Genomic DNA, 18,349 nt, shown 5'->3' on the forward strand with positions numbered 1-18,349 from the left:
CTAAAAAAGTGTTTCACACTTTTTTATGCTTCAATTAAGAAAGCATGGTATCCTTTCATAGTCTCATATATATCCGCCTTGCTTGCTATTTCCCAAGGTGCATGCATATTATGTAGAGCAACACCGCAATCTATAACTTCCATACCATATTCAGCTAGAATATATGCTATAGTTCCACCGCCTCCTTGGTCAACCTTTCCAAGTTCTGATGTCTGCCATGATACATTATGCTTTTCCATTATATTTCTTATCTCTGCTATAAATTCAGGATTAGCATCATTACATCCTGATTTACCCCTGGCTCCAGTATATTTGTTAAATACTATTCCCTTTCCAAAATAAGCTGCATTTTTCTTTTCCATTACTGATGGATAGTTAGGATCAAAAGCTGCACTAACGTCGGAAGATAACATCTTTGAATTTGATAGAGCTCTTCTTAATTTTAAGTCATTATATTCTTCACAAAGATCTATAATTTCCGCTACAGTATTTTCAAAGAATCTTGAATGCATTCCAGTAGCACCAACACTGCCTATTTCTTCTTTATCTACTAATAGAGTAACACAAGTTTTATCCGTGGATTTCATTTTCATCATTGCTTCAAAGGAAGTATAAGAGCAAACTCTGTCATCTTGTCCATAAGCCATAACCATGCTTCTATCAAAACCATAGTCTCTAGCCTTTCCTGATGGTACAATCTCTAATTCAGCGGATACAAAATCTTCTTCTTCTATATTATATTTTTCATTTAAAAGTCTTAATATATTTAATTTAACTCTTTCTTTAGTGTCCTTATCCTCTGCTGGAATACTTCCAACTAAGATATTTAAATCTTCTCCCTCTACTCCTTTAGCTAACTTTTTGTCCATTTGATCTCCAGCTAAATGAATTAAAAGATCGGATACTCCTATAACAGGATCATTATCCTCTTCTCCTATAACTATATTTATTGCGGTGCCATCTTTTTTAACTATAACACCGTGGATAGCAAGAGGTAATGTAACCCATTGATATTTCTTTATTCCGCCATAATAATGAGTTTCGCATAGTGCTAAATCTGTATCTTCATAAAGCGGATTTTGTTTCAAATCTAATCTAGGAGAATCTACATGGGCTCCTAATATTTTCATTCCATTTTCTAAAGGTTCCTTACCTATTAAAAATAATGCTAAGGTTTTATCCTTATTATTAGCATATACCTTATCTCCAGCCTTTAGTTTCTTTCCGCTTTTAATAATTTCCTCTATATTCTTATATCCATCTTTCTCAGCTATAACTATAAATTCCTTTACACATTCCCTTTCGGTTTTGCATTTTGACATAAAATTTTTATACCTGTCAGACAATGAAAATACATCCTTTAAATCCTGCCTTGAGTACTTTTCCCAAGCATATTCATATTTTTTGGTTAAATTCTTTTTATTTTCAGCCATATTTTCTGCTCTAAAACTTTTTAGAGCATTTTCACCTCCATGTCTAAGATTTACTATATACATTTTATCATAAAAGGAACATTTTCCATAGAACTTGTTATATTTAAAACCATTTTTTTCTTCTGAATAGCCAAATCAGCCATAAGGATATTGATATCATCATAATAATCACATAGTAATACCCATATTCTAAATGCATGAAAGGAATATGCTTTACATTCATACCATATATACTAGTAATTAAATTTAAGGGTAAAGAAATAGTAGCGATAATAGTAAATATCTTCATAAGTTCATTGGTTTTATTAGCTATCTCTGATTCAAAGGCTTCTCTTGCCAAAGCCAAATCTCCAACTAAACTTTCCAGAGCCATCATTAATTTATCTATTTTATTGTTTAAACTTTTAAAATGATCTATAAATCCATCATCTATCATAGAATTATCATTACTTATCAAACTATCTCCAATGTATCTTAATGGATTTAAATATTTCCTTATCTTATATACCTGTCTTCTTAAATTTATTAGTTCATTTAATTGTTCATGCCTGGGATTTTTTAATACCCTAATTTCAATTTTATCTGCCTCTGCTTCAAGTTCTGATATAACCTCATAATTCTTTAGTATAATTCTATCTAAAATATAGTATAAAAGCATAGATGGATCGGGATTCTTCTTAAGCATAAAACAATTTCTAAATTCCTTTAAGTCCTTTAATATATTCTTAATTAAGTCTAAATCCTCCTTATAGGAAGTTATTATGTAATCTTTATTTAAGAATATATATAATTCCCTAGAATGTACTCCTTCATCATAATAATCTAATATGTTAAATATGATAAATATGTATTCTTCCAAGAACTCAATTTTTGTGGATTTATCAAAATCCTTGCAATCTTCAATATTGTCTTTACTCATTTGAAATATATGTTTTATGCTATCTAATTCATCTACATAGCAGCAAATCCAATATTTGCTTTCCTCAAATTTTTCTTCTCCATGAACTTCACTAAATTTATTTAAAACATCATATACCCTCATTGATGATATCACCCATTGTATATTATGCCATCAATCTTTACATCCAATTCATCCATAGGAACTTTATCTATTATCTGCACATTATAAGCTATTGCAATTTTAGGGACATCTTCTCTGAGTTTAACTAAAAATCTATCATAAAATCCTCCCCCATACCCAATTCTGCCACCTTGCATGTCAAATACAGCCCCTGGTACTAATACCAAGTCTATATCCTGCTCATTAACCTTCTCATTTTCTATACCCGGTTCCAGTATTCCATATTTACCGGGTTTTAAATCAGAGAATTTATTAATTTTGGCACCATACATTCCATCTTTTTTAGATATTACCTTAGGAACACATATAGTTTTTCCATCCTCCAGTGCTTTTTTAATTATTTTATGTGTATCCACTTCTGTTTTATAACTTACAAATATAAAAATATTCTTTGCTTCCTTATAATACTCACTTTTAATTACCTTATTAAAAATTTCTTCATCATATTTTTTTCTCTCATCTGTAGAAATTCCATCTCTAATTTTCAATATTTTTTCTCGTATTATCTTTTTATCTTCCATTTCTTTCCCTCCTTATAGCCTCTTCATCCATTCTTGCATTTATAATATCCACTGGTGTAGTATCAGAGTTAAGGGCATATCTATAATTTACTGCAGCTGTTTCTATTATTACTGCAATATTTCTTCCAGGTCTTATAGGTAATGTTATTTTTCTTACAGATACATTGAGAATTTCCGCAGTTTCTCCGTCCACCCCGAGCCTATCATAGTCATGTTCCTGCTTCCACGGCTCTAAATTTATAATAAGTCCAATAGTTTTTACATCCAAAACAGAGCTCAATCCATATAGAGCTGGTACATCTATAATTCCCATTCCTCTAACTTCCATCATACCAGAGGTAATGTAAGGTGATCTTCCCAAGAGTTTCCCATCTATTTCTTTTATATCCACCGCATCATCAGCTACTAGCCTATGGCCTCTTTTTATAAGTTCTAAAGCCGTTTCACTTTTCCCTATACCACTTTCCCCGGTTATTAAAATTCCAATACCATGTACATCTACCAATACACCGTGAAGTCTTGTCTCTGGCGCAAGGCTTTCATCTAAATAATTGGTAAGTTTACTTATAAATCTGGTAGAGATACTATTAGTTCTTAAAACCCACCTATTGTATTTTTCGGCACTTTCTAAAAGTTCTTTATGTGGTTCTAAGCCTCTAGTAATAATTATACAGGGAGTTTCAAATTGAAAAAACTTTTTGAGTCTCTTTTTCCTAATTTCTGACTGCATTACATCTAAAAAACTCCATTCTGCCTTTCCTATAAGCTGAACCCTTTCATTGGCAAAATAATTATAGAACCCTGAAAATTGTAATCCCGGTCTATTTATATCACTAACAGTTATCTCTGTATTTTCTTTTCCTCTATTTATAACTTCTAATTTTAAATCCTTTATAAGCTCTTCTACAGTTACTGCCATGTCTAACCTCCTAATTGTGCAATTTATTTTTTATTATAACATAATTATATTATTTAAACCTATTATGTATATATCAATTAGAGGAAATATTATGATAATTGTAGAATTATTTATTAAGGAGATGATTTAAATGAAAATAGGGATTATTGGAGGAACTGGTGTATATGATAGTTCTTTCATAGATAAAAGTGAAAATATAGAATTAGACACCCCCTATGGGAAAGTTCAATTAATAAAGGGTTATAGAGGAAACAAAGAAATTTTCTTTTTAGAAAGACATACTAAGGGTCATAAACTAATTCCTTCTAAAGTTAATTATAAAGGTAATATTTACGCATTAAAGTCTTTAAATGTAGATTATGTAATATCCACTGCAGCCGTAGGAGCTATAAATAATTGCAGTGTAGGTGATTTTGTTATATTAAATGATTTTATGGATTTTACTAAAAATAGAAGCTATACATTTTTTGATGAGGAAAATTCCGAAGTAGTCCATGTTGATATGACTGAACCCTATTGCAAAACTTTGAGAACTAATCTTATTGATGCATTACAATGGTCAAATGCACCTATAATTAAAAATGGTACCTATGTATGCACAGAAGGTCCAAGATTCGAATCTCCTGCGGAAATATCTATGTATAAAAAATTAGGAGGCGATGTGGTAGGAATGACCAATGTACCAGAAGTTATTCTTGCTCGAGAAGCTGCTCTTTGCTATGCCACAGTTGCTTTAGTTACCAATTATGCTGCAGGTATATCTAAAAAAGGTCTTACCCATAAGGAAGTAAGTGAAAATATGTCAAAAATGATGGATACCTTAAAAAAGGCTTTTATATACTTAATAGATCATATGACTTTAGATAAAATATGCAACTGCAATGAAGCTTTAAAAGAATTAAATACATTAAAATAAGGCTATGCTGTCATAGCCTTTCATATTACACTACTAAATTACTTTTCAATAACTGGTGATGAGCATTTATAAATCTAATTGTTCCTGTTTTAGAACGCATAACAACTGAGTGAGTAGTGCCCCAATTATTTTTTGAATAAACTACGCCCTTTAATAGATCGCAATCGGTAATACCAGTAGCTGCAAAATACACATCATCACTTTTTACTAAATCATTTATATATAAGACCTTATTTATGTCCTTTATTCCCATGGTTTTGCATCTTTCTATTTCTTCTTCATTTTGGTGTACCAGCTTAGCTTGCATGTCTCCTCCCATACATTTTATAGCCGCTGCAGCTATAACTCCTTCAGGAGCTCCTCCTGTTCCTATCATTATATCGATACCAGTATCCTCAAAGCCACAGGCAAGTACTGCCGCTATATCTCCCTCAGAGAAAAGTTTAACTCTAGCTCCTACTTCTCTAGCATCTTTTATTATGTCTTCATGCCTTTCCCTTTCCTGGACTATAACTGTAACTTCAGATACATCTTTATTTAATGCCATAGCTACATTAATAATGTTATCCTTATTTGACTTATTTATATTTATTGCTCCCTTTGCTCCTGCACCTACTGCAATTTTTTTCATATACATATCTGGAGCGTGAAGTAAACTCCCTTTAGGCCCCATGGCTACTACTGCTATGGCATTAGGCAATCCCTTTGCTATAAGTGCAGTTCCATCTAGTGGATCCACTGCTATATCCATTTCTACCATATCATCCTGGCCTATTCCTAGCTTTTGCCCTATGTATAACATAGGAGCGTTGTCCAATTCCCCTTCTCCTATAACCACGGTTCCTCTTACCGGCAACATAGAAAAGGCTTTTTCCATACCATCTACGGCTGCTTGATCTGCTGCAATTTTATCTCCCCTTCCCATATATTTAGCTGAACAGAGAGCTGCTGCTTCCGTAACTCTTACTAAACCCATAGCTATATCTTGCTTCATCATTTATATATACCTCCCAAAATATTTATACAGGATAAACACCTAATAATATAGTAAATACAGACATATAACATATAATTATAATACTATTTATAATATATAATAGGTATAATAACGCTAATTACATAAATATTATATCACATTTATAAATTATCACAAGCATAATCAATTAATATGTTACATGGAAAAATGATAAAAAAGAAAACCAGAATTATTATACTTCTGGTTTAAATAAATTCATTTCTTATTTTAACTCCAAGTCCATAGGCTTCCTTTAATACTTCTTCATTCTTTTCCACAGGTATCTTATCCGTATTAACAGCATAAACCTTTTCCATATCCTTTGCATCCATAGCTGCAAAGGTATGATTTAATACAGCTTCTAAAGGTTGAAACATATTTTCCCAATAGCTTCCTGAGGTCCCTAATATCACAGCTTTTTTTATTTTAATATTTTTCCTATCTTTTCTTATATATTTCTTGCTCCAATAAACTTGAAGCCTATCAATGATGGCTTTCATAGGTGCAGATACAGAAGAAAAATACAATGGAGTTGCTATTACTATAACATCACTGACTTTTATTTTTTTATATATTTCCTCCATATCATCTTTTATGGCACACTGTTCCTTTGAATAACAATACTTACAATCTGTACACGGAGCCACTTTTTTATTATAAACATAAATAACATCTACTTCTCCCTGAATACCTTCTATAAACTTTTCTACCAGCTTATAAGTATTACCTTTTTTGTTAGGAGAAGCGAAAAAGATCAAAGTCTTCATAAATTTTGCCCTTTCTTTAAAGAGTTAATTATAAATCAAGTTTTTCTAAAACTTCATCAATTTCAACCTTCTTATCCTTAGGATAAAAAATAGCTATAAATTCTGTATAGTCTGGTTCTTCTTCATCTACTTCATAGGAAGTAAATTGAGCTTCTACCTCCAAGTCTTCCATTAAATCTTCAATGATCTGACCAACTGTATCAACAGCTAATTCACTTAAATAAGGTATAAAGAATTCACCCTTCCATTTTTTGCTTCCATTTTTCTCTCCACTCTCATCATCAGCATAGGCCTCTGCAGCACTTACTTCTTCCTCATCAAAATCATAATAAAATCTTAACACTACTGCATCTTTATCATCATAGGGTAGTTCTTCTACTTCGCTAAGTTCATTATCCTCTAAGTATTCTATAACAGCATTTTTATCCATATTGGTTTCCTCCATTCTTATATTTAAAGGAGAGCTGCAAATTTTTCTACAAACTCATCTGCCCTTTTAAAATCATCTTCACTTGGAACAAATTTAAACTTTAATCCTTCCTCTACAACATTTAATTTTAAAGATTTTAATCTTTCTGTCATCATCGGTACACCTTCGCCGCTCCAGCCATAAGAACCAAAAGCTGCTGCTGCTTTTCCCCTATTGGTAATTGGGCTTATTCCGGATAGTACATCCCAAACAGGTTTAACTGCATCCTGATTGATTGTAGGAGAACCTATAATAAATCCAGAAGATCCCTCTATAGCACATAATGCTTCTTTAACCCCTATGGTAGTAATTTCACGAACCTCTGATCTAATGTCTTTCTCTATTAGCCTTTCTTTGATGTATTTAGCCATTGCTTCTGTATTTCCATAAGCAGATATATAAAGCACTAAAACTTTTTTATCATTCACTTCGGGTAAAGTAGCCATTTTCCTATACAAATCTAAATATTTATGAATATTTTTCCCGCTGTGAACTGGTCCATGACTAGTACATACTAAGTCGAAATCCAAGTCCTTTATTTTGTCTAATCCCATTAAAACGAACTTCTTAAAAGGTGCCATGATAACATTAAAATAATATACCATTTCATCCTCATAATCTTCCTGTTCCCCTGCCACTATGTCATGATCTGGACAGTAATGACATCCTAGGAAGTCGCAGGTAAATAGAAGTTTTTTTCCTTCCACAAAGGTAAACATTGTATCAGGCCAATGTAAATTTGGTGCCTGTATAAATTTTAAAGTTGTTTTCCCTAAAGATAATTCTCCAGGTGCTATCTGGATGTTTAAATCCATATTGGTTATATCTTTAAGATATATTGAAGCTGCTCTAGAACAAATGATTTTGGCTTCTGGATAATCTGTTACGAGTTTTGCTAAAGAACCACTGTGATCTAATTCAGTATGCTGAGCTATTATATAGTCAATTTTTCTATCACCTATAATTTCTTTTATATTTTCTTTAAATTCTTCATAGTATCCATCTTTTACTGTATCTATTATAGCTACTTTTTCATCATCTATTAAGTATGCATTATATGTAGAACCCTTTTTTGTTTCCATTATTATATCGAAAACTTTTAATTCCGGGTTCTTTACCCCTATCCAATATATGTTATCTCTTAATTTAACACTACCCATTGTTATGGCCTCCTTATTCTTAACTTATACCATTTATTTTAACACATTTTTTAAATTAAAGAAGATTTTTCTCCATTATAAAAAATATATTCATAATGGAGTGGTCTAGTTAAAGCTACATATAAAATTTTTCTATCTAATTCATTTTCATCATAGTTTTTCTCATTGCAATTATATATTATGCTGCAATCAAATTCTAATCCTTTAGTCATGTATGCTGGTATTATTATTCTACTGCTATCAATAGATTTACTGGTGTCCTTAATTGTTGTCCATTCATAAGAACTATATTTATTTAAATAGCTTTTTAACCTTTTACATTCATTATAACTCTTGCATATCACTGCCACTGTATTTTTCCCATTGTTTACAATAAATTCAACAATTTTATCTAGCTTTTCACCAAACTCTTTATTGTTTTTGAATTTTATTACTTCTACTTCTTTACCGTGTCTAAAAACTGGTATAGGTAAGTCCGCACCTTTCATTAAAACTTTTGATGCAAAATCCATTATTTCAATTGTAGATCTATAACTTTTATTAAGTTTTATATAATTAACTCTATCATTAAAAACCATTTTAATAACCTTATTCCAATCATTTATTCCCTTATAAAAATATATTCCTTGTGCCAAATCTCCCACTAAACTTAGTGAATTTTGCTCCACCATATACTTTAAAGTTACCATTTGAAATTCACTATAATCTTGAGCTTCATCTACTACTATATGCTTATATTTAAATTTTTCGGGAACATCCTCTATCTTAAATTTTAAATATAACATTGGAGCTAAATCATCACTGTCTATTATGCCTTTATTCATATTTTCTGTTATTTCATTTAATAATTTTTCAATAATCTTTTCATTTATAAAAGCATTATCTTTAGGTATAAATTTATAGGCATTTTTCAAGAAATCCATATATAGATTTTCAGTTTTTACTTCTTTCCATTTGGTAAAATACTCATTGAAACATAAATTACTCTTTATTCTTATATCTTTCTTTTTATTATCTCTTTCATCATATATTTCTATTAATTTTTTTCTTCTTTCTTCTCCGTCCTCCATTTGGTTTTTGATTCTAGCTACTTTATATTCATAATAAAAATTAATTTTATCGATAATGTTACATATTTTTTCTTCTAATTTTAAGGTGAAATATCTTTTTATTTCATCTTTTCTAACATTTATAGCCATCTTCTTTAAATCTTTAGTAAAAAGTCTTATGATCTCCTCTTTATTGAAAAGAACATAATTATCAACCATAATATCCTCTATATTTTCACCATCTATCTTTTCTATGTATTCAATATAGGAATCAATTAAAGCTTTGAATTCCATGCTGCTCTTTACATTGCTAATTAAAATTAAATTCTCTGAGTCTTTTCCTTCTTCTAAAATACGTGCTAATTTATTATCCTTTGTAATTATTTTCCTCTTTATATTGAGTATCTCACAAACTATTTCTTCGTAGGTATTTTGTTTTATATTATCCACACCTAAATTAGGTAGTACATCTGAAATATAATCTAAAAAAATTTTATTTGGGGCTATAATCAGTATATCCTTTGGCAATAACTTATCTTTATATTTATATAAAAGATATGCTACCCTATGTAATGCTACAGTGGTTTTTCCAGAGCCTGCAACCCCCTGTAATATAAGCGGTATATTTTTTTCACTTCTTATAACTTGATTTTGTTCACTTTGAATGGTAGCTACAACTTCTTTTAGCTTACTGCTGCCACTCTCTTCTAAATTTACTCTCAAAAATTCATCTACTAGTGCACTGCCTTCTTCAGTGTTTCCTCTAAGTATTACTTCATTTATTCCTTCATCAAAGGCCTGAATTAATTTTCCTTCTCTAATTATAAATTTTCTTTTTAAGGTAAGATCTCCTATAACCAATCCCATTGGAGCCTTGTAATAACACTCACCAAAAGTTCCACTATAATACAAATCTGCAATAGGCGATCTCCAATCTATAACCCGTTCTTCCCCTGTGTTGCTATCACCTAGACCAAATTTACCAATATAGAAACTTTCTGTATCCCTTTTTCTTTCTTTAAAATCTATTCTTGCAAAATAAGGACTATTTTTTCCCTCCACATATTTTTCTAAGCTTTTAGATGTTATATTATAGAGCTTCTCCGAAGTTTCCAGTTCCTCGTTATATTTTCCCTTTGACTTTCTTCTTAAATCTTCTATTTTTCCCCTTAAATGATCCTTGTTTTCTTCTACCCTGACTATCTCATTATCTATCCATTTAATAGTATCTTCTAAATACCTTTCTTCTGTTAATTTATCTTTTTCTTCTATTGCCATTCAATCCACCTCCACTGAAGTACACTAATGTAATATTGTACTTTTTAGAAATATTTATGTCAATAGTAAAAAAGAAGCTTCCACCCATTTTTGTAAAATAGGTGAAAGCTTCTTTTTTAAGCGCTTTTTATTAACTTTAGGTTTAAAGCTTTTGACAATGCCTGTACTACAGCAAATGCTATAATTCCATCCACTATATGATGAAGTGAAGAACCTATTCCCACAGTAATAAGTATCTTATCCAAATTAATACCAAATGGAATAACCACCAAGGCCTCTAATATTCCATGAAGAGGAGCAGTTATTGCTACCATTTTACTATAACCTACTCCACTTTTAATTAGTATGGCCCCTGCTACGCCAACAAAAGTGTGCATAAAGGCTCTCGCAGCTATATAAGAGCCCTTAGTCAATAAAAATCCTATTCCTGATCCAATGCCCACCATAGCTGCAGGAGCTGGTCCCAACAGTATAGCTAAAAATAGTGGAACATGAGAGGCCAATGTAGCAGAAAACGGTCCAACCTGTATGCTTAAAAATCCAAAGGCTATTGGTATTACTATTGCTAATGCAGTTAATAAAGCTGAGTATACAAGTATTTTTATATCTTTCATGATATACCTCCATATTTATAAGTGTATATACAGCAGTATATACTATTCTAACTACATTGTAAATACATTTAATAAAAAGTCGGAATATTCACATATATACAGAATATTCCGACTTTTTATTGCTTTCCTGTACTTCTATATTCTTTTTTCTTTAAAGTCATTTAAATATATTTTTTTATACTGCTTCACTGCATTTATTCTGTTCTGTTACACCAATGTTATAAAATTTCCATTCCCCATTTAATTGTTCATATGCCTTACAGTAAATGCATCCTTCCTGAAAATCATATCCTATTTTTATAAGTTCCTCATGATTTTCTTTACTATTTCTTACATCATTTAAATCTACTACAGCTACATCTATTACATTCCCTTTATTGGTTTCTACTAATGCTCTGAATTTTGGAAGATTATTTTCTTCTTCTTGCACATAGTACAAATCTACTATCTTTAAAACCGTACATTCTTCTAATGATATTTTACTTTTGTATAGATTCCAACCTTGAACCAATGATGAGTAATCACCTATTTTAAATACACTTTCTCCTATCATACAAGCTTTTATTCTATCTCTTGATGTCATTTTAACCCCTCCCCATTTATGCATTTCTTGTTTTAATTTATTATACTATGGTTGTTAAATATTTGTCAATGCCATTATGTATAATCTTCTGAAATTTTTATATATTAATATAAACCCTTCGCAGTTATTTGTAATATATTCATTTTATTGGGGAATATGAATAAATTAAACAAATCATTTTCATAATAAAAAAACTGAGGTAATTGCGCCCCAGTTTTTACATGTTATCTTTTTCTTTCATCATGCTCTTAACTTTCATTAATCTTGTAAGATTTCCTCTTTCATTTTCATCTAATTTCATTACTATATATTTTATAGTTTCTTGAAGCTGTGGTATGGTCATGTATTCCAAAGCATTAACTCTTCTTCTAGTTTTCTCTATTTCACTAGACATTAGCTGGCACGATTTCTCTACCTCAGCTAATTCTAAAAGCTTTGGAAGTATTAAATACAACTTTTCTATTGCACTATCTAATTCTCCAGAAGTATTTACAAACCCGTAAGGATAAATGCTGCCCTCATCATCTTCCATTTTCCTTTTAAACTTCATAACAGGAACATTAACACTCATTACATTCTTTTTCTCAACCTCTAGAGATATACTCTCTTTAGGATAGACTATGGCCTCCTCGAGAAATTCTGAAGACATTACGGCTCTAGCCATAACAAAATCTTTTAAAGATTTTTGCAGTTCTTCTTCCACATCTTTTCTCAATTCATTATTATACTTTATAAGGTCAATAAATCTTCTCATTAATTCATCCTGTTTGTCTTTTAAAAGTTTATGTCCCCTGGTGGCTGTTACCAACCTTTTTTTAAGTTTTGTGAGCTCCATTCTTGTAGGATTAACATTTAATCTCATAGCTAATCATTCCTTTAATCATTCACTTTTTTATCAGTTTCGGGTAAATACTTTTCTAAATATTCATCTCTAATTCTCTTGAGCTCAGTTTTTGGTAATATGGATAACAGCTTCCATCCCAAATTCAAAGTTTCCTCTATAGTTCTATTGGTATTAAACCCTTGGGAAACATATTCTTTTTCAAAGGCTTCTGCAAATTTAGCATAAAGTTTATCTGTATCAGAAAGTGCTGATTCACCAAGTATAACTGATAATTCTTTAGCCTGTTTACCCTGTGCATAAGCTGCAAATAACTGGTTCATTGTATCCGCATGATCTTCCCTTGTCTTTCCTTTACCAATACCCTTATCCTTTAATCTTGATAGGGAAGGTAATACATCTATTGGAGGCATAACTCCTTTTCTATATAGCTCCCTACTCAATATTATCTGACCTTCAGTTATATACCCTGTTAAGTCAGGAATTGGATGAGTTTTATCATCTTCCGGCATAGTCAGTATTGGTATTTGTGTAATAGATCCCTCTCTACCTTTTATTCTTCCAGCTCTTTCATATATAGTAGCCAGGTCTGTATAAAGGTATCCAGGATATCCTCTTCTACCTGGAACCTCTTTTCTTGCTGCAGAAATCTCACGTAGAGCCTCACAGTAGTTAGTCATATCTGTAAGTATAACAAGTACGTGCATTCCCTTTTCAAAAGCTAAATATTCTGCTGTGGTAAGAGCCATTCTAGGAGTGGCAATTCTTTCAATAGCAGGATCATTAGCAAGATTCATAAATAATACTGATCTATCTATTGATCCAGTCTTAGTAAAATCATCTACAAAAAATTGAGCTTCTTCAAAGGTGATCCCTATGGCCGCAAATACAACAGCAAATTTTGAATCAGATTTTAAAACCTTTGACTGTCTTGCAATTTGAGCAGCAAGTTGAGCATGAGGCAATCCTGAACCAGAGAAAACAGGCAGCTTTTGTCCTCTAACCAATGTGTTAAGACCATCTATGGCTGATATCCCTGTTTGAATAAATTCAGAAGGATAATTTCTAGACACAGGATTTATAGGAATTCCATTTATATCTCTTCTCTCTTCTGGAATTATCTTAGGACCATTATCCTTAGGTCTTCCCAATCCATCAAAGACTCTCCCTAACATATCCTCAGATACGCCTATTTCAAGAGGTTTTCCTAAAAACTTTGCTTTACTTCCCTTTATATTTATACCGGCAGAGCCTTCAAATAGCTGAATCAATGCCTTATCCTCATTTATTTCAAGAACCCTACCACGTCTAATTTCTCCTGTTTGTATTTCTATTTCTACCAATTCATCAAATTTTACATTTTCTACTCCATCTACTAGCATCAAAGGACCTACTACTTCTTTTACTGTCCTATATTCCTTAAGCATTTGCTATCCCCCCTTTGCTGATAAGTTCATCAACGTCATTAGTAAGCTGTTCAGATATATTATCCATAACCGAAATATCATCTTCTGGTATATATTTTGATCTAGCTATTTTATCTCTTATTTCTAGGTTTAGTATATCCTTTAAGTATACACCAGCTTTTAATGCCCTTGCGCCTTCATCTCCAAATTTTAATACAAGCTTTAACATCTTGTATTGCTTATTTAATGAAGCGTAGGTATCTATATCATTGAAAGCATTCTGCTGAAGATAATCTTCCCTTATGGATCTAGCTACCTCTAGTTTTAATCTATCCTCTTCAGATAGAGCGTCAATACCTACAAGTCTAACTATTTCTTCTAGGTTTGATTCTTCCTGAAGAAGTGCCATTGCCTTTGTCCTTAAGCTATCCCAATCATCAGCCACATTCTCATTCATCCACTGTCCTATCTTATCCATATAAAGAGAATATGAATTCAGCCAATTTATTGCTGGGAAATGTCTTTTATAAGCAAGTTGGGAATCTAGTCCCCAAAATACTTTAACTATTCTTAAAGTAGCTTGAGTTACAGGCTCTGATAAATCTCCTCCTGGAGGGGATACTGCGCCTATAGCTGTAAGTGCACCTTCTCTGCCGTCCTTTCCAAGGCATATAACATTTCCAGCTCTCTCATAGAATTCTGCAAGTCTTGACCCTAAATAAGCTGGATATCCTTCTTCACCTGGCATTTCTTCAAGTCTTCCAGACATTTCTCTTAATGCCTCTGCCCAACGAGAAGTTGAATCTGCCATTAAAGCTATAGAATAACCCATATCTCTGAAATATTCTGCTATGGTAATACCTGTATATATTGAAGCCTCTCTAGCTGATACAGGCATATTTGAAGTATTTGCAATAAGAACAGTCCTCTTCATTAATGGCTCCCCAGTTTTAGGATCCTTTAATTCTGGAAATTCGTTTAAAACATCTGTCATTTCATTTCCACGTTCTCCACAGCCTATGTACACAACAATTTCAGCGTCTGCCCATTTTGCTAACTGATGCTGAACTACTGTTTTACCACTACCAAAAGGACCTGGTACACAGGCAGTTCCGCCTTTAGTTACAGGGAAAAATGTATCTATTACCCTCTGCCCTGTAACCATTGGTTCTGTAGGATTCAATTTTTTACTATATGGTCTTCCTTTTCTTACAGGCCATTTTTGCATAAGAGTTAATTCTTTTATGCCTTTTTCTGTTTGAACTTCTCCAATTTTGTCTATTATAGTATAATCGCCTTCATTTAAAGAAGTGATTTTTCCTGTTACTCCAAATGGAATCATAATCCTATGTTCTATTACTGGAGTTTCTTGAACTAATCCAATTATATCCCCAGGTTCAACCTCATCTCCTACAGCTTTTGTAGGGGTAAAGTGCCAAACCTTTTTCCTATCTAATGCTGGAACATCTATTCCTCTTGTAATGAAATCTCCTGCTATTTCTGCTATAGCCTTAAGGGGTCTTTGTATTCCATCAAACATACCTTCAATCAATCCAGGTCCTAATTCTACGCTAAGTGGAGCACCAGTAGTTACTACTGGAGCACCTGGTCCCAAACCTGATGTTTCCTCATATACCTGAATTGAAGCTCTATCCCCTCTCATTTCGATTATTTCACCTATAAGACGTTGCTCTCCAACTCTTACTACATCGTATAAGTTTGCTTCATCCATACCTTCTGCTATAACTAAAGGTCCTGAAACTTTTACAATTCTACCAGTATTCAAGTCCACCTACCTACCTTCCTATAAAATATTCACTCCAACAGCTTTTTCTACATTATCGCTAATTCTTTTCATTCCAATATTTAGTGAGCCTTGATTGCTTGGAATGAGTATAATGGCAGGAAGAATCTCTCTATTATACCTTTCAATGGTTTCTTCCAAATCTTTTGCTACCTGTTCAGTAATAAATATAACACCATATTTGTTTGCTGCCATAGTATCAACTGTTTTTCTAGCCTCTTCTATATCAGTTACTGGGAAAACATCAATACCTATAGCCTTAAAAGCCAATACAGAATCCTTATCTCCTACAACTCCAATTTTTCTATACATAGACATCACGCAGCCTTTCTCTAATAACTTCCGGCGCTATATTGTTTAATTTCCCAACCATTATTATTCTAAGAATTTTTATTTCAGTTTCTTTGGCAATTATGTAACCAATTAAAGGTTCCACTCCAAAGCTTACATATTTTGCTTTTTTTACAAATTCCATAATATAATTTTCTGAAAGCTTTTCAAAATAACTAATATTATTAGTTTTACTATAATACTCTAAACCTGATTTAATAATTTTTTCGTAATTTGTATAAGACAATTTATTTATTATGTTATCTACAGATTCCATTTCATAGCTAATCAAAGTTTTTTTGTCTATAGTTCCGCCTTCTATTAGTATTTCTTCTAAAAACTTTCTTTTTTTATTTTGTTTTTTGGCTCTTAACAAAGTTTTTATATTAGTTAGATCTATGGAAATCTTTAAGTAATCCCTTATAAAATCTTCATTAATTTCTTCAGCTTTTAAAAGCATCTCCTTGTACATAAAGCTATCTAATATTATATCTATCTTTTGAGGGTCTTTTTCTTCTTCAAAAGCTTTTTCAGCCTTAGTAATTCCTTCTCTCATAATAGGACTTATTTCTCTATAGTTTTCACTAGAAAAAAATTGTTTAAGTTTTTCTTCAGGAATAGTTCCAACGGGAATTAAGAGATAGCATAAATCCTGCTTAAGTATTTTCCCCTTCAGCATTACCTCTAGGTTATGATAATCATATCTCAAAGCCATAATATCGATAATGCTTTTTTCAGGGGATAAGCTATACATGAGATTATATAATCTTTTTAATTCGTCACTCAATAATGTTTCATAATCCTCTGGCCTATTTATATTAGACATGTAATTTGAATATTCAGTTTCCGAAAGGGCCTTTAAGGCTTCTTCAGAAGAAGAACTATCTATTATCTTATCTATTTTTGCTTTATCAAGGAGTTTAGTTTCAAGGGCCCTAATTCTGGCATTAGCATTGGCGAACTGCAAGTGTTCCATTTAACTAACCTCCTAACTAAATATCATGTCTATTATCTGAGACTCTAATTCATCCTTTAAAGAAAATATTAAAGCTTCAAAAGTATTATTTATCTCTATACCATTTTTAGATAGTATAAATCCACCTATAAAATCTCTCTTTTCAGGGCTGACTTTTATTTCACCTTTTCTGCCATTTTTCTTTAATTCTTCATTTATTTCATCTATAAACTGTTGTTTTATATATTTATCATTATTCGATAATATTATATCTTCATCACCTTGTATATTAAGAGATAATAAGCTTTCCTTGATAAAGGTTAAATATACATCCTGAGGAAGTTTATTTAATTTACCTAAAGCTTCGTCATAAACTTTATTAAGTATTTCTCCCTTTGCTTCTAATTTTCTATTACGAACAGATAAATGAGCATTTGAAATAATTCTTTCTTTTCTACTGTCGGCTTCAATATATGCTCTTTTAACTATTTCATTCTTTTCCTTTTCTGCTCTGCTTACCTCTTGATTTATAATGTCGTTCTCTTTATTTTTAGCTTCTTTTACAATCTCTTCCGCTTTAAAATTAGCATCTGACATTATTTTAGAAATTAAGTTGTCTAAATTAGTCACGGAGAATCCTCCTTTACTATTTATTTAAATCCTAATTTAAAAGTATTTCCTCATTAAACTATTAAAGCCTATAGTTTTATTGCAACTATCATTATAATAGAAGCAACAAGTCCTATAACTGCATAAGTTTCAACCATAGCTGCAAATAATACACCTTTAAACATATGTTCTGGTCTCTTTGCTAATATTCCTATACCTGCTGCTGCAGTTTTACCCTGTGATATAGCTGATTTCCAACCTGCTAAAGCTATTGGCAATGATGCTAAAAATATAAGGAAACCTGCACTAAATGATACTGTCTTTACTCCTCCACCAAGTATTCCTATTTTGTTTAATATTATAAGTGTAGTAACAAAACCGTAGAAACCCTGGGTACCTGGTATGACCTGTAAAATAAGTGCCTGACCAAATTTATCAGGATCCTCTGTGATAAGCCCTGAAGCTGCCTCACCAACTATTCCAACTCCTCTTGCTGAACCAATACCTGGTAGTGCTGTTGCTAAAGCTGCACCTAGCAATGCAAATATCATTCCTCCGTTTTGAGCCATAAATTCCAAAAAACTATTAAAAGTCATATT

19 protein-coding genes are annotated in these 18,349 nt (G+C 31.8%); 1 reads left to right on the forward strand and 18 read right to left on the reverse strand.

Annotated elements, in window-relative coordinates; genetic code table 11:
- Positions 1-23 precede the first annotated feature (23 nt).
- From CLLI_RS09545 to hprK, 4 genes are all read right to left on the reverse strand, one after another.
- Positions 24-1,433: an aminopeptidase gene (locus CLLI_RS09545; protein ID WP_106064020.1), complete on the reverse strand. Its 1,410-nt coding sequence runs from the start codon at positions 1,431-1,433 to the stop codon at positions 24-26.
- A 103-nt stretch (positions 1,434-1,536) separates the two neighbouring features.
- Positions 1,537-2,475, reverse strand: a complete 939-nt coding sequence (locus tag CLLI_RS09550; RefSeq protein WP_106063986.1) for a magnesium transporter CorA family protein — start codon at positions 2,473-2,475, stop codon at positions 1,537-1,539.
- 8 nt (positions 2,476-2,483) lie between these two features.
- Entirely contained in the window at positions 2,484-3,035 is a 552-nt protein-coding gene (locus CLLI_RS09555) for a 5-formyltetrahydrofolate cyclo-ligase (RefSeq protein WP_106063987.1), read from the reverse strand.
- Positions 3,025-3,954, reverse strand: coding sequence for an HPr(Ser) kinase/phosphatase (hprK, locus tag CLLI_RS09560; RefSeq protein WP_106063988.1), 930 nt, complete (start codon positions 3,952-3,954; stop codon positions 3,025-3,027). Before hprK ends, CLLI_RS09555 begins: the two co-directional genes overlap by 11 nt.
- 130 nt (positions 3,955-4,084) lie before the next feature.
- On the opposite strand from hprK, the gene mtnP reads away from it, so the two are divergent.
- Positions 4,085-4,870, forward strand: a complete 786-nt coding sequence (gene mtnP / locus CLLI_RS09565; protein ID WP_106063989.1) for an S-methyl-5'-thioadenosine phosphorylase — start codon at positions 4,085-4,087, stop codon at positions 4,868-4,870.
- Positions 4,871-4,895: 25 nt separating this feature from the next.
- Here mtnP and glpX read toward each other — a convergent pair whose 3' ends face one another.
- From glpX to CLLI_RS09635, 14 genes are all read right to left on the reverse strand, one after another.
- On the reverse strand, positions 4,896-5,867 hold the full coding sequence (gene glpX, locus CLLI_RS09570; RefSeq protein WP_106063990.1) for a class II fructose-bisphosphatase: 972 nt from the start codon (positions 5,865-5,867) through the stop codon (positions 4,896-4,898).
- A 224-nt stretch (positions 5,868-6,091) separates the two neighbouring features.
- Entirely contained in the window at positions 6,092-6,652 is a 561-nt protein-coding gene (locus tag CLLI_RS09575; protein WP_106063991.1) for a flavodoxin family protein, read from the reverse strand.
- Positions 6,653-6,680: 28 nt separating this feature from the next.
- Positions 6,681-7,082 (reverse strand): hypothetical protein, encoded by a 402-nt coding sequence (locus CLLI_RS09580; protein ID WP_106063992.1) that lies wholly within the window; start codon positions 7,080-7,082, stop codon positions 6,681-6,683.
- A 23-nt stretch (positions 7,083-7,105) separates the two neighbouring features.
- Positions 7,106-8,281 carry an FprA family A-type flavoprotein gene (locus tag CLLI_RS09585; RefSeq protein WP_106063993.1) on the reverse strand — a complete coding sequence of 392 codons (1,176 nt, stop codon included), beginning with the start codon at positions 8,279-8,281 and terminating at the stop codon, positions 7,106-7,108.
- Positions 8,282-8,331: 50 nt separating this feature from the next.
- A complete protein-coding gene (gene helD / locus CLLI_RS09590; RefSeq protein WP_106063994.1) occupies positions 8,332-10,608 on the reverse strand; it encodes an RNA polymerase recycling motor HelD in 2,277 nt (758 codons plus the stop codon).
- 116 nt (positions 10,609-10,724) lie between these two features.
- Positions 10,725-11,222, reverse strand: a complete 498-nt coding sequence (locus CLLI_RS09595; protein ID WP_106063995.1) for an ECF transporter S component — start codon at positions 11,220-11,222, stop codon at positions 10,725-10,727.
- 175 nt (positions 11,223-11,397) lie between these two features.
- Positions 11,398-11,805 (reverse strand): hypothetical protein, encoded by a 408-nt coding sequence (locus tag CLLI_RS09600; RefSeq protein ID WP_106063996.1) that lies wholly within the window; start codon positions 11,803-11,805, stop codon positions 11,398-11,400.
- 217 nt (positions 11,806-12,022) lie between these two features.
- Positions 12,023-12,667 (reverse strand): V-type ATP synthase subunit D, encoded by a 645-nt coding sequence (locus CLLI_RS09605; protein WP_106063997.1) that lies wholly within the window; start codon positions 12,665-12,667, stop codon positions 12,023-12,025.
- 14 nt (positions 12,668-12,681) lie between these two features.
- A complete protein-coding gene (locus tag CLLI_RS09610) occupies positions 12,682-14,073 on the reverse strand; it encodes a V-type ATP synthase subunit B (protein ID WP_106063998.1) in 1,392 nt (463 codons plus the stop codon).
- Complete coding sequence (locus tag CLLI_RS09615) at positions 14,066-15,838, reverse strand: V-type ATP synthase subunit A (protein ID WP_170063695.1); 1,773 nt, start codon at positions 15,836-15,838, stop codon at positions 14,066-14,068. The genes CLLI_RS09610 and CLLI_RS09615 overlap by 8 nt, the downstream gene beginning before the upstream one ends.
- A gap of 18 nt (positions 15,839-15,856) precedes the next feature.
- Positions 15,857-16,174: a V-type ATP synthase subunit F gene (locus CLLI_RS09620; protein WP_207655091.1), complete on the reverse strand. Its 318-nt coding sequence runs from the start codon at positions 16,172-16,174 to the stop codon at positions 15,857-15,859.
- Positions 16,161-17,162 carry a V-type ATP synthase subunit C gene (locus CLLI_RS09625; protein ID WP_106064000.1) on the reverse strand — a complete coding sequence of 334 codons (1,002 nt, stop codon included), beginning with the start codon at positions 17,160-17,162 and terminating at the stop codon, positions 16,161-16,163. Before CLLI_RS09625 ends, CLLI_RS09620 begins: the two co-directional genes overlap by 14 nt.
- A gap of 12 nt (positions 17,163-17,174) precedes the next feature.
- Positions 17,175-17,771 carry a V-type ATP synthase subunit E gene (locus CLLI_RS09630; protein WP_106064001.1) on the reverse strand — a complete coding sequence of 199 codons (597 nt, stop codon included), beginning with the start codon at positions 17,769-17,771 and terminating at the stop codon, positions 17,175-17,177.
- A gap of 68 nt (positions 17,772-17,839) precedes the next feature.
- Positions 17,840-18,346, reverse strand: a complete 507-nt coding sequence (locus tag CLLI_RS09635) for a V-type ATP synthase subunit K (RefSeq protein WP_106064002.1) — start codon at positions 18,344-18,346, stop codon at positions 17,840-17,842.
- Positions 18,347-18,349 lie beyond the last annotated feature (3 nt).

It is taken from the genome of Clostridium liquoris (assembly GCF_002995785.1).
Lineage (GTDB): Bacteria > Bacillota > Clostridia > Clostridiales > Clostridiaceae > Clostridium_AO > Clostridium_AO liquoris.